We start from the raw sequence: 12,769 nt of genomic DNA on the forward strand, positions 1-12,769 counted from the left end.
AGTGAGGATCGATGTCCCGATATATTGCTACGCGAGCCCTGCGCGGCGCCAATATGGTGGTGCGCGAAGCGGACCAATTGCTGAAACAGGCCATTGCTGAGCTGGGGCCGGATGCCAAGGTGGAGTTCACGAACACGGCCTATTTCCTGCCGGTGATTTACGGCTTTACTGGCCGGCAGGTGACCAAGCTGGCCGACCTGGAACCGGTGTTGGAGGAGGCCAAAAAGCTCCTGCATCCGGTGCCGAAGGACAAGAACTACCTGCCCTACTTGGGCGAGACGTTGGACGCCGGCGTGGCCTCCCTGCTGGCGATGGAGGCCATCGAGGGCATCCGCTTCGCCAAGGGGGAGGAGCCGATGCCCTTTAACTGGGCCGGCAAGGGCCTGGTGGGCGGAAGCTTTACCTCGCCGGAGTTTGAGGGAGCCGGCGCCGGCGACGGCCGGCTGAACGGCCCCATTGATGACATTCAGCTTCGTGCCTGGGGTATCCAGCTCGTGGACGGCCGCATGCCCGGCTTCGCCGCCATCGTCGGTTGTGCCAAGTCCAACGAGGTGGCGGTCGAGATCGTCCGCCAGCTCCAACAGCGCAACATCCTGGTCTTCCTCTCCGGCAACGTGAACGGCCGCAGTATCATTCACCAGCTCCATGAGGAAGGGGTGGAGATGGGGTACGATACTTACATCGTCCCCTTCGGCCTGGATACCATGTCGGCCATCTATGCCCTGGGCTTTGCCACCCGCTCGGCGCTGACCTTTGGCGGCATGAAGGGCGGCCAGGCGCGCGAGATCCTGCTGTACAACAAGTACCGCGTCTTCGCCTTTGTGCTGGCGCTGGGCGAGATTGACGATTTGAAGTATGCGGCGGCCGCCGGCGCCATCTCCTACGGCTTCCCGACCATCGCCGACACGGTCATCCCGCAGATTCTCCCCACCGGTATTACCAGCTACGAGCATGTCATTTCCATGCCGTTCGACGATATCGAGGGGGAGAACGACCTGGAGCGCGCCAAGCGCCTGGTCCAACGGGCCATTGAGGTGCGCGGCGTGAAAATCAAGATCACCGAGGTGCCCATCCCTGTTCCGTATGGCTCGGCCTTTGAGGGTGAGCGCGTGCGCCGCGCCGACATGCGCATCGAATTTGGTGGGAAGAATTCCCGCTGTTTCGAATACCTGCGCATGCGCAACATGGATGAGATCGAGGACCACAAGATTGTGATCGATGGCCCGGGCTTTGATGAGGTCGAGGAAGGCGGCTCCATGGATATGGGTATCCTGGTGGAGGTCGCCGGCCGCAAGATGCAGGAGGACTTCGAACCGGTATTGGAGCGTCAGATCCACTACTTCATCAACGGCGCTTCCGGCGTCCAGCATATCGGCCAGCGCGACATCACCTGGATCCGCATCAGCAAGGCCGCCGCACAAAAGGGCTTCAACCTGAAGCACCTGGGTGAGATTCTCTATGCCCGTTTCCATGCCGATTTCGGCGCCATCGTGGACAAGGTGCAGGTGACCATCATCACCGATCCGAAGAAGGTGGCCGAGATGCTGGAGGTGGCCCGCAAGGCCTACGATTACCGCAACCGCCGGCTGGCCGACCTCACCGACGAAGCGGTGGACACCTTCTATTCCTGCACGCTGTGCCAGTCCTTCGCCCCGAACCATGTCTGCGTGGTGACCCCGGAGCGCCTTGGCCTGTGCGGCGCCTATAACTGGCTGGACTGCAAGGCCTCGTACGAGATTAACCCGACCGGCCCGAACCAGCCCATTCCGAAAGGCACCTGCCTGGACCCGATCAAGGGCTATTTCACCGGCCCGAACGAGTTCGTCAAACAGCATTCCAACGGCACGGTGGAGCAGGTGGCGCTGTACTCCATTATGGAGAACCCCATGACGGCCTGCGGCTGTTTCGAGTGCATCATGATGGTCATCCCGGAGGCCAACGGGGTGATGATCGTCAGCCGCGAGGATCCCTCGATGACGCCGGCGGGCATGACCTTCTCCACACTGGCCGGCATGGCCGGCGGCGGCCTGCAGACGCCAGGCGTGATGGGTATCGGCAAGTACTACATCACCAGCCGCAAGTTCATCTCCGCCGACGGCGGCCTGAAGCGTGTGGTCTGGATGTCCAGCATCCTCAAACAGCAGATGCGCGAGGAACTGCAGAAAGCCGCCGAGCGCGAGGGCGTCCCCGACCTGCTCGACAAGATCGCCGATGAGACGATCTGCACGGACGTGGACGGCCTGCTGCCCTGGCTGGAAGAGAAGGGGCATCCGGCCCTGATGATGGACCCCATCTTCTAAATTGTCCGACCGCACAGGAGGCCCAGGGGAACGAAGTGCACACCCAAGTCAGCGAAGGAATTAACCCTGGGCCTCCTGTCATGGCGCGCGGTGCGGCCGGCGCGGTGCTATACAGGAGGAGAAGGCGATGCTGGTGCGCGATGTGATGCACCGGGGGGTGGTGACCTGCCCGATGGACATGACACTGCGGGAAGCCGCTCGGCGGATGGCGCGGGCGCGCTGTAGCGCAGTGGTGGTGCTGGATGCCGCCGGCGAGGTGGCCGGCATTATCTCGTGTGAAGACATCGCGCGGGCGTTTGTCGAGGATCGGCTCGATATGCGCGCCGAGGAGATCATGAAGACGGATGTGGTGACCATTGTGCCGGATATCCCTATCAAGGCGGCGGTGCAGTTGATGCTGGATCACGGCATCCGGCAGTTGGTCATCCTGCATGCGCGGCCGGCCGTGGCGCGGCCGGTGGGAATGATCTCACTGGAGGATGTGATACGGTATATCGCCGGCGGGGAGGCGTAGCCGGCCAACCCTGCCCAACTATTTGGCACCCGCATTCAAATCGTGGTAATATATTGCAGGTTTGTGCTGACAGCTCAGCGGAACTGAAAGGAGAGAGCAACAGATGCCCACCACAGTCGAAATTCCCAAGGAAAAGTGGACCGGCAAGGTTCGCGAAGTCACCTTGGGGGCAACTCCCAGCAACGGCGGCACCCGCGGACGGGAGGTCGTCGTCGGGGGAGAAGCCACCCTGCCTTTCCTGCATTTTGAGGGAGCAATACCGCACCCACCCGTCGTTGCCGTCGAAATCCTGGACCGCTACCCGGATGATTGGGCGGCACCGCTGAAGGAAGTGTGGGGAGATGTGATGAAGGACCCCGTCGCCTGGGCGCGCAAGGCGGAAGAGCTGGGGGCGGAGCTGATTATGCTCAAGCTGACCCTGGACGAATCGGGCGCGGCCGACGGCGCGCGTGCCGCGGATGTGGTGAGGGCTGTGCTGGGAGCGACCACATTGCCGCTGATCGTGCGTGGGCCAGGACAGGCGGAGGCGGATAACGCTATGCTGGTGCCGGTGTGCGAGAAGGCCGCCGGCGAGCGCATCGCTGTGGGGCTGTGCGAGGATAAAAATTACCGCACCATTGTGGCCGCCGCCATGGCCAACAACCATCTCGTGATCGCCAGCTCCCCGATCGATGTCAACCTGGCCAAGCAGTTGAACATCCTGATCAGCGACATGCGTATGCCCATGGAGCGCGTCCTGATGGACCCGACGACGGGCGCCCTGGGGTACGGCATTGAGTACACCTATTCGGTCATGGAGCGCCTGCGGCTGGCCGCGCTGAGCGGCGACGGCATGACGCAACAGCCGATGATCTGCTTCGTGGGTGAGGAATCCTGGCGGCAGAAGGAGTCGCGCGTGGGCCAGGGTGTGCCGGCGGAATGGGGCGATTGGCATCATCGCGGCGTTATCTGGGAGACCGTGACGGCCGTGGCACTGCTGGAGGCCGGCGCCGATATTGTCACCGTCCGCCACCCCAAAACCCTGGAGCTGGTTCAGTCCACCATCCAGAAGCTCATGGCCAGTTAGCCGGAGGAAAGGAGAACGTCACTATGCCGCTCAGTGGTCTGGAAATATACAAGCTCTTGCCCAAAACGAACTGCAAGGAATGCGGTTTTCCCACCTGTCTGGCCTTCGCCATGAAGCTGGCCGCCAAGCAGGCCGAGCTTTCCGCCTGTCCGTATGTCTCGGAAGAGGCCAAGCAGGCGTTGGCGGCGGCCGCCGCACCGCCCATCCGCCTGGTGACCCTGGGCACCGAGCGCAACTTTGCTGTGGGCAACGAGACGGTCCTCTTCCGCCATGAGAAGACCTTCTATCACGAGCCGGGCCTGGCACTGCGGGTGAAGGATACCGATCCGGCGCTGGAGGAGAAGGCAGCGCTGGTAGATGGCTTTTCCGTGGAGCGCGTGGGCGTGAACCTGGTCATGAACGCGCTGGCCATCGAGAACGCTTCCGGGGATGCCGGCACATTCGCCGGCGCGGTGGCCAAAGCGCGCGCCAAGACCAAACTACCCTTTATCCTGATGAGCGACAACCCGGATACGATGAAGGCTGCATTGGAGAAAGAGGGCGGCATGAAGCCGCTCATTTACGCGGCTTCCGATGGCAATGTGGAGGCTATGGCCGCGCTGGCCAAGGCGCACGGCGCCTCCCTGGCAGTGAAGGCAGAGACGCTGGATGGCCTGGCCGCGCTGACGGAGAAGGCGACCGCCGCCGGCGCGGAGGATTTGGTGCTGGACCCGATGCCGCGCCATCTGGCTGGCGCCCTGGCGGCCTTCACGCAGTTGCGCCGGCTGGCCCTGAAGAAGAACTTCCGCCCGCTGGGCTATCCCATCATCGCCTTTGCCGGCGACGGCGCCAATTCCCCGGAAGAGGAGACCATCGCCGCCGCCCAGGCCATTTGCAAATATGCTGGCATCATCGTGCTCGACCACTTCGATGCCGCGGATGTGTATGCGCTGATGACCCTGCGGCAGAACATCTACACCGATCCGCAGAAGCCCATCCAGGTCAGCCCGGGCCTGTATGAGATCAACAGCCCCAAGCCGGGCGACCCGCTGATGGTGACGACCAACTTCTCGCTGACCTACTTCAGCGTCGCCGGCGAGGTGGAAGGCGCTGGCAAACCGGCCTGGTTGTTGGTCACCGATTCCGAGGGCATGAGCGTGCTCACTGCCTGGGCGGCCGGCAAGTTCGACGCCGAGGTCATTGCCAAAGCGGTCAAGAACTTCCAGGTCGAGAGCAAGATCAATCACCACAAGATCATCATCCCCGGCCTTGTGGCCACCATCTCGGGCGATCTGGAAGAGGAACTGCCGGGCTGGGAGGTGCTGGTGGGGCCGCGCGAGGCGGTGGATATCCCGGCCTATTTGAAGCTGTGGCAGTAATGGTGTAACACCGCGTGTGGTAGTGGGGGAGTGGGCTTGCCTGCTCCCCCCGTTTGCCCTGTTCCCGAGGGCCGGCCGGCGGAACATCCGTGCGCCGGCCCATGCGAGACCTTGTTGGCATAAGGGGGCGTCGTAATCCGGATATGCCAGTGATCCGACTGCTACCGGCGGAAGGCAATCCAACCGAAGTCACCGCATCTCCAGGCACCCTGCTGAGCGAGGCCATCGCACAGGCCGGCATCGCCCTGCACCTGCCCTGCGGCGGGCAGGGGCGCTGTGGCAGATGTAAGGTGCAGGTGCAGAAGGGGACCGTCCGCCGGCGTTCCGTGATCCGCTTGAGCGAGAAAGAACTGGAAGAAGGCTGGGCGCTGGCGTGCCAGACGCTGGTGCAGGATGAGGAGCTGGTCGTCGCCATCCCACCGCAGGCGGATAAGCTCAGCCGGCGCATCCCCAGCGAACCGCGCAAGGTGCCGCGGGTGGAACTGCCCATCTCTTGCGACTGGCGCAGTGACCCTCCCCTGCGGCGGGTGTACCTGGATATCGCACCTCCATCGCTTTCGGACAACACCTCCGATTTCGAGCGGGTGGTGCGCCATCTCCAGCCACATCTGGAGGAGGGCGGGCAGGTCAGCATCTCCCTGCCAATGCTGCGCCGGCTGGGAAAAATCCTGCGGGATGCGAACTGGCAGGTGACGGCGACGCTGGAGTATTACGATTGGACGACCCGCCGGCAGGGCCGGCGGCCGCGGCTGATCGACCTGGTGCCCGGGCGCCGCACCCATGAGCTGTACGGGGTGGCTATTGACATCGGCACCACCTCCAACGTGGTGTACCTGGTGGATCTGCTGACCGGCGAGGTTGTGGATTCTGCCGTCGAGTACAACGCGCAGATTGCCTGCGGCGAGGATATCATCTCGCGCATTATCTATGCCCGCCGGCCGGGCGGATTGGAGCATCTCCAGAAGCTGGTGGTCGGTACCCTGAACGGCTTGATCGAGCAGGTGGCGGCGCGCAACGGCATCCAACCGACCGATATCCAGCGCGCCACGGTGGCCGGCAACACCACCATGATCCATCTCTTCCTCGCCATCCCGCCCGAGCCGATCCGGCTGGAGCCGTACATCCCCATCATCAACCACCCCCAGCCGGTGCTGGCGGCGGAGCTGGGATTGAACATCAACCCGGACGCCAAGGTGGACTGCCTGCCCGGGGTGGGGAGCTACGTGGGGGCGGACATCACCGCCGGCGTGCTGGCCACCGGTATGCATCGCCAGGAGGAGCTGACCCTGTTCATTGACGTGGGCACCAACGGCGAGATGGTGCTGGGCAACTCCGACTGGCTGATCACCTGCGCCTGCTCCGCCGGCCCGGCCTTTGAGGGCGCCGGCGTGCAGTCCGGCATGCGCGCCACCGAAGGGGCCATCGAAGAGGTCTGGATTGACCCGCATACCGGCGAACCCACCTACAACACCATCGGGGATGTGCCGGCGAAGGGGCTGTGCGGCTCCGGCATCATCAGCCTGCTGGCGGAGCTGTTCGTCACCGGCCTGCTGACCAAAGGCGGGCGATTCGAGAACCGCGTGGGGACGCCGCGCATTCGCCGGGGCGAGCACGGCATGGAGTATGTGGTGGTGTGGAAAGAGCAGACGGCGGATGGCGCGGCCGACATCGTGATGACCGAAGTGGATGTGCAAAACCTCCTGCGCGCCAAGGCGGCCATCTTCGCCGGCTTCTCCACGCTCACCCGCAGTGTGGGGATTCAGATTGGGGATGTCCAACGCGTCCTGATCGGCGGCGCGTTCGGCAAGTACCTTAACATTGAGAAAGCCATTCAAATCGGCCTGCTGCCCGACATGCCTCATGACCGCTTCCGTTTCCTGGGGAACACCTCGGTGCAGGGCGCGTATCAGGCCCTTCTCTGTCCGGACCTGCGCGATGAAGTGGCGGAAATCGCCAGCAAAATGACCTATTTGGAGCTGTCCGCCGATAATACCTTCACCGAGGAGTTCATGTCGGCCATGTTTCTGCCGCATACCCAACTGGAACTGTTCCCCAGCGTGGCCGCTCTGCTGACCCCCCAGCCATAGGGGTATGGCATGGCGGAGGTAGGGTTTCGGCGAAGGGGCGGCCGGCAGTGGACAGGGGTGCTCCTGGCCGCCGGCGGATATCTGGCCCTGGCCCTGGCCATGACCTATCCGCTGGTGCGCGAATTCGGCCGGGCGATCCCCGGCGACGGGTTCGACGGCTGGCAGAATTACTGGAACCTGTGGTGGATGCGCCTAGCGCTGGTGGAGCGGGGCGTCACTCCGCTCTACACCGACATGCTCTATTATCCCACGGGGGTCAGCCTGGCCTTTCAGACGTTGAACCCGTTCAACGGCCTGGTGAGCCTGCCGGTACAGCTCACTTTCGGGTTGCTCGCGGCTTACAACAGCATCGTCCTGCTGGGCTTTGTCGCCGGCGGCCTGGGGGCCTATGTGCTGGCACGCGACGTCCTGCGTAATGCCGGCTGGCGCGAGGCGGAGGAGCGGTGGCCGGCGTTCCTGGCCGGCGTGGTCTATGCGTTCTCGCCGTTCCATTTCGCGCACCTGCTCGGCCATATGCAGGTCTTCTCGCTGGAGTGGATCCCCTTTGCCGTGTGGGCGCTCTGGCGGGGGATGAGGGAAATAGACGGCGGAACGGCCATCGGTGCCGTATGGGCGAAGTGGAGCGGGCTGGCCGGCCTGTTCCTCATCTTCGCCGGCCTGTGCGACTGGTATTTCGCCCTGTACCTGGCCCTGTTCTCGGGGGTGCTGGCGCTGTACTGGCTGGCCGGCCGGCGCCTCCACTGGCGGCATCTGCTGTTCCTGGCCGGCAGTTGGGCCGTTTTCCTGCTGGTGCTGGCGCCGCTGTGGTGGCCCATGGCGCGGGAGGCCGGCCGGGCGGATTTCATGGTGCCGCCCAGAGAGCAGGCGCTGGAGCTTTCGGCCGATCTGCTGGCCTTTGTCACGCCGAACCCGTTCCATCCGCTGTGGGGGCAGTGGGCCGGCCAGGCGGCGGAGCGCTTCGCCAGCACACTGTCCGAGCGGACGGTCTTTGCCGGCTTTGTGCCCCTGCTGTTGGGCATTTGGGCGGCGGTGCGGTCCGGCCGGCACAGTCGCTTCTGGTGGATTGTCACCTTGTTCTTTGTCATATGCGCGCTGGGGCCGGTACTGCATGTCGCCGGCCGTTCCGAGTGGGGCGCGGCGGGACGGCAGATACCACTGCCGTACGCTCTGCTGTACGACGGGGTGCCGTTCGTGCGCATCGCGCGCTCCATCGCCCGCTTCGACGTGATGGTGATGGCTGGGCTGGGGGTGCTGGCGGCGCTGGGCCTGGCAGAGCTGATGGCCCGAAGCAGGGGGGCATGGCAGAAGCTCCTGCCGGCGCTGGCGGTGGGATTGGTGTGCTTCGAGTTCTGGAGCGCGCCCTATCCGATGAGTCCGCCCGACACGCCGGCGTTCTATCACCAACTGGCCGAAGAGCCAGGCCAGTTCGCCGTGCTCAACCTGCCGGTGAACTGGGACCGCCCGGGATACCTGCTGTACCAGACGGTGCACGGCAAGCCGCTGACCGCCGGCTATATCTCCCGGGACGACCCGCGCACGCTGGTGTATAGAGCGCCGGTACTGCAGGAGTTTCGCTTCCTGGGCCGGGATATCCTGTGCGACGACGTGCGCCGGCTGGGCCCCAGCGTGTTGAGCTGGATGGGCATCCGCTATGTGGTGCTGGACCGCTATAAGATGCCAGGCGGCGCGGAGCGCGAGGTGACGACCGCTTTGACCGAGGAGATCTTCGCCGGCGTCCCGCCCGTGTACGAGGACGAGCGGTTGACGGTCTATCGTGCGGAGCCGCCGGCGGAGCCCCAACCATTTGCCGTGTTGGGCGAGGGATGGGGACCTCGCCGTGAGGAGGACGGGCAGGTTTGGCGGGAGATCGCCGGCCGGGCCCTGTTGGAGGTACAAGCCTGGGGGCGCCCCGGCGTTCGGCTGACCATCGCGGCCGGCTCGGACGGCGGTGCGGAACTGATTGTGCGGGGGGCGGCCGGGAAAGAAACCCGTACAAGCTTGTCGGAGCAGGGCAGAGTCCTGACTTTCGACGCCGCCGCGGCGGAGGATGAGCCGGTGGAGCTGGAGTGTCTGGGGCCGGCGGCATGTCGGGTGTATCTGGTGAAGGTGGAATATACTGAACAGCGCTCCGATACCTCGGGCGGATAGCTGTGGAGAAAAGGGGATTGCGATTCGCATGGCTACGGTGACGATAGCGATTGCCGGCAAGGGGGGCACGGGCAAGACCACCCTGGCCGCGCTGTTGATCAAGTTTCTGAAAACCGAACGGCAGGGATATATCCTGGCTATTGACGGGGACCCCAGCTCCAACTTGAACCTGGCACTGGGGCTGGAGCTGAAGGAGACCGTGGGCAGTATCCGGGAGGAGGCCCTGCAGGAGGTGCAGGCCGGCGGCGGGAGCACGCGCGGCATCAGCAAGCACGATTGGTTCGAGTACCGCATCAATCAGGCGCTGGTGGAAAGCTCACGGCTGGACCTGATTGCGATGGGCCGGCCGGAAGGCCCCGGCTGTTACTGTGCCGCCAATAACATCATCCGGGCGGTGATTGACCGGCTGGGGGACGAGTACGACTACGTGGTGATTGATAATGAAGCCGGCATGGAGCATATCAGCCGGCAGACCACCCGCCATATTGACCACCTCTTCGTCGTCTCGGATCCCACCCTGCGGGGCCTGACGGCGGCGCAGGGCATCAAGGAGCTGGTGCGCGAATTAGGCCCACACGGGACGCGGGTTTCCCGCATGTTCTTCGTGATCAACCGCGTCAACGGGACCCTGCCGGAGGCGTTCCGCCAGAAGGCGGCAGAGATGGGGCTGGAGCCGCTGTTCGCCCTGCCGGCGGACCCGACGATCAATGAGTTCGACATGCAGGGCCGGCCGATCATCGAGATCGGCGTGGATTCCCCTATTTACCAGGCGGTGCGTGAGCTGGCCATCCGGGCCGGCCTGTAATTGTTTCGGTGCGTCGCGAGGCAGTGGTACAACTGTTTTTCAGTTACCCACACGAAGGGAGGATAGAGACATGCTGATTATCGGAGAGAACATCCACATCATCTCCAAACGGGTGAAGGAAATCATCCAGAACCGCGACACGGAAGCCCTGCAGAAGATGGCCCTGGCGCAGTGGGAGCACGGGGCGCGGGTGATTGACCTGAACATCGGCCCGCAGAAAAAGGAGGGGCCGGCCATCATGGAGTGGGCGGTGGAGGCCATCCAGGATGTCATCCCGGATGTGACCCTCTCGCTGGACACGACCAATGCGGCGGCCATCGAGGCCGGCCTGAAGAAGTGCAAACGCCCGCCGTTCATCAATTCCACCTCAGCAGAGGAGGAGCGCCTGTCGGTATTGGGGCCGTTGGCGGCGCAGTACAATGCCAAGATCATCGCCCTGACCATGACCAAGGCCGGCATCCCCGTCAGCGCGGAGGAGCGCGTCCGCATCGCCATGGAAATCCTCATCCCGCGGCTGACGGAATACGGCATCCCCATGGAGAATATCTACATTGACCCGCTGGTGCTGACGGTGAACGGCTGTCAGGAGTATGTGCCCAACGCCATCGAGGCGGTGCGCTTCCTGAAGGTCGCCGCGGAGCCGCCGCCCATGACGGTGGTGGGGTTGTCCAATGTCTCCAACAATGTCTCGCCGGAGAACCGGAGCCTGATCAACCGCACGTATCTGGTGATGCTGATGGCCGCCGGCCTGGATGCCGCCATCGCCGACCCGCTGGATGAGGCGCAGAACGAATTCATCCGCATCGTGGAACAACGCGATACCTCGACGCCGGTCGGCCGGCTGTTGGTCAACCTGTACGATGCCGTGGCCTCCATGAGCGAGCTGGACCCGGCGCTGGTGGACATGAATGACCCGGACCAGGCGGCGATTTACAAGACGGTGCAGATTCTGCTGAACAAGGTGATCTTCGCCGATTCGTACCTGCGGATGTAAGGGCACGGTCTGGGACAGAGAAGGCCCCCGCGCGAATCCTCGCGCGGGGGCTTTTTCGCGCCGGCAGGTAGACGCAAAGTTACGATCTCTTGCCGCCCCGTGTCACGGTGTATTATTGGATGTATCGTAATTGTAGCGCCGTTTGCTGACCACACGGCCGGCCCAACGCCCGTACCCGCTCCGCAGTTGACAGCCAGGGAGGAAAATGATACACTGATCATGTAAATTAAGCCGGTGGCTACCATGTATTCCCTGGTGGAATGAGATGAACGATGACCGGGCACGCCGGCCCGCCGTATCCTTCCTTGCACTGCTCCTGCTGGGCACCGCCGGCCTCGCCGCGCTCTCCTTCCTCGCCCTGGGCCTGCCCGCGGCCCAGGCCCAAATCCCGCAGACCGCCAGCGCCTTCATCGTCCTGACCCCTACTGCCGATGCGTGCGTGCTGGAGGGCTATCCCAACGTCAATTTGGGCAGTACCTCCGATATGTGGGCCGGCTATGATGACTTCCTGAACCCACCGGGCCGGATCGCGCGCTCCTACCTCGCTTTCCCCCTGCCGGCCATCCCCGCCGGCCAGCAGGTCATCACGGCTTCCCTGCGCATCTATCACGTATTCACCTGGGACCTCCCCGACACCCTGGATCATATCACCGCCTACGCGGTGAACAGCGCATGGACCGAGACCGGCATCACGTGGAACAGCGCGCCGGCATGGGGGCCGGCCTACGGCAGCGCGGATGTCGGGTTCGAGATCGGTTCCTGGTATGAGCTGGATGTCACCGAGCTGGTACGCGATTGGGTCGCCGGCCGGCGGCCCAACTACGGGATCGTCCTGCGGGGAGAAGAGGCTTCCGGCCCGGATGCCTCATGGCGAGGGTTCAGCACGAAGGAGGGGGATAACCCGCCCCAGTTGGTGGTCGCTTACGGCCCGCCGGCGACGGCCACCCCCACCCCCTCTCACACTCACACGCCCACTTCTTCGGCCACACCGACCGCCACACTGACCAGCACCCCCACACCCACGCTAACGGCGACGTTCACTGCCTCGCCAACCGTTACCCCATCTGCGACGCCCAGCGCGACACCCACTTCCACCGCCAGCCCGACGGGGACACCCACCTCCACTCCCACTCTTACGGCAACGCCCAGCCCAACGCCTTCCCCCACGCCGGCGGGCGTACGCATCTGGTTCCCGCTGGCCTGGAAAAGCCGTTGGAAGTAGGGATGTGCCCTCTACCGCGCGGTAATGCGGCGCACGGATTCGATTTCCTGCAGGAGTTTTTCCAGCGCCCGGGGTGCGCCGGCCAGACTGCCGTGCTTCCCCATCTGCTCCAGCTCCCAGGCGGCGTCGCGCACACGGACAGCTCCAATGGTGGCCGCGGCGCCCTTCAGGCTGTGGGCGTGATAGTCCACCTGCTTGGCACTGCCGGCCTGCACCGCCTCGGACAGCCTGGCGGCATGATCCTCCGCTTCTTCCAGGAACACGCGCAGGTATTC

General features: G+C 64.2%; 10 protein-coding genes. 9 read left to right on the forward strand and 1 reads right to left on the reverse strand.

What is annotated here, in order from left to right; all coding sequences use genetic code 11:
• Window positions 1-11 precede the first annotated feature (11 nt).
• From cdhC to H5T60_00125, 9 genes are all read left to right on the forward strand, one after another.
• Window positions 12-2,300 (forward strand): CO dehydrogenase/CO-methylating acetyl-CoA synthase complex subunit beta, encoded by a 2,289-nt coding sequence (gene cdhC, locus H5T60_00085; protein ID MBC7240830.1) that lies wholly within the window; start codon window positions 12-14, stop codon window positions 2,298-2,300.
• 127 nt (window positions 2,301-2,427) lie between these two features.
• On the forward strand, window positions 2,428-2,814 hold the full coding sequence (locus H5T60_00090) for a CBS domain-containing protein (protein ID MBC7240831.1): 387 nt from the start codon (window positions 2,428-2,430) through the stop codon (window positions 2,812-2,814).
• A gap of 103 nt (window positions 2,815-2,917) precedes the next feature.
• Window positions 2,918-3,880, forward strand: coding sequence for an acetyl-CoA decarbonylase/synthase complex subunit delta (locus H5T60_00095; GenBank protein ID MBC7240832.1), 963 nt, complete (start codon window positions 2,918-2,920; stop codon window positions 3,878-3,880).
• Window positions 3,881-3,903: 23 nt separating this feature from the next.
• The gene (locus tag H5T60_00100) at window positions 3,904-5,238 is read left to right on the forward strand and encodes an acetyl-CoA decarbonylase/synthase complex subunit gamma (protein MBC7240833.1); all 1,335 of its coding nucleotides are present in this window, start codon (window positions 3,904-3,906) and stop codon (window positions 5,236-5,238) included.
• Between the two features lie 149 nt (window positions 5,239-5,387).
• Entirely contained in the window at window positions 5,388-7,325 is a 1,938-nt protein-coding gene (locus tag H5T60_00105) for a DUF4445 domain-containing protein (GenBank protein MBC7240834.1), read from the forward strand.
• Window positions 7,326-7,334: 9 nt separating this feature from the next.
• Complete coding sequence (locus tag H5T60_00110; GenBank protein MBC7240835.1) at window positions 7,335-9,473, forward strand: hypothetical protein; 2,139 nt, start codon at window positions 7,335-7,337, stop codon at window positions 9,471-9,473.
• Between the two features lie 28 nt (window positions 9,474-9,501).
• A complete protein-coding gene (locus H5T60_00115) occupies window positions 9,502-10,278 on the forward strand; it encodes an AAA family ATPase (GenBank protein MBC7240836.1) in 777 nt (258 codons plus the stop codon).
• A 70-nt stretch (window positions 10,279-10,348) separates the two neighbouring features.
• Window positions 10,349-11,272 (forward strand): dihydropteroate synthase, encoded by a 924-nt coding sequence (locus tag H5T60_00120; GenBank protein ID MBC7240837.1) that lies wholly within the window; start codon window positions 10,349-10,351, stop codon window positions 11,270-11,272.
• Between the two features lie 265 nt (window positions 11,273-11,537).
• Window positions 11,538-12,494, forward strand: coding sequence for a DNRLRE domain-containing protein (locus tag H5T60_00125; protein ID MBC7240838.1), 957 nt, complete (start codon window positions 11,538-11,540; stop codon window positions 12,492-12,494).
• An 11-nt stretch (window positions 12,495-12,505) separates the two neighbouring features.
• Here H5T60_00125 and H5T60_00130 read toward each other — a convergent pair.
• Window positions 12,506-12,769: Hpt domain-containing protein (locus tag H5T60_00130; protein MBC7240839.1), on the reverse strand; the 264-nt coding region annotated here is incomplete at its 5' end.

Source organism: Anaerolineae bacterium, assembly GCA_014360855.1.
Lineage (GTDB): Bacteria > Chloroflexota > Anaerolineae > JACIWP01 > JACIWP01 > JACIWP01.

Bases quoted from the DNA above. Each gene is read 5' to 3' on its own strand.
- H5T60_00120 (MBC7240837.1), top strand. From the start codon at position 10,349: ATGCTGATTATCGGAGAGAACATCCACATCATCTCCAAACGGGTGAAG.
- H5T60_00125 (MBC7240838.1), top strand. From the start codon at position 11,538: ATGAACGATGACCGGGCACGCCGGCCCGCCGTATCCTTCCTTGCACTG.
- H5T60_00115 (MBC7240836.1), top strand. From the start codon at position 9,502: ATGGCTACGGTGACGATAGCGATTGCCGGCAAGGGGGGCACGGGCAAG.
- H5T60_00100 (MBC7240833.1), top strand. From the start codon at position 3,904: ATGCCGCTCAGTGGTCTGGAAATATACAAGCTCTTGCCCAAAACGAAC.
- H5T60_00110 (MBC7240835.1), top strand. From the start codon at position 7,335: ATGGCGGAGGTAGGGTTTCGGCGAAGGGGCGGCCGGCAGTGGACAGGG.
- H5T60_00090 (MBC7240831.1), top strand. From the start codon at position 2,428: ATGCTGGTGCGCGATGTGATGCACCGGGGGGTGGTGACCTGCCCGATG.
- cdhC (MBC7240830.1), top strand. From the start codon at position 12: ATGTCCCGATATATTGCTACGCGAGCCCTGCGCGGCGCCAATATGGTG.
- H5T60_00095 (MBC7240832.1), top strand. From the start codon at position 2,918: ATGCCCACCACAGTCGAAATTCCCAAGGAAAAGTGGACCGGCAAGGTT.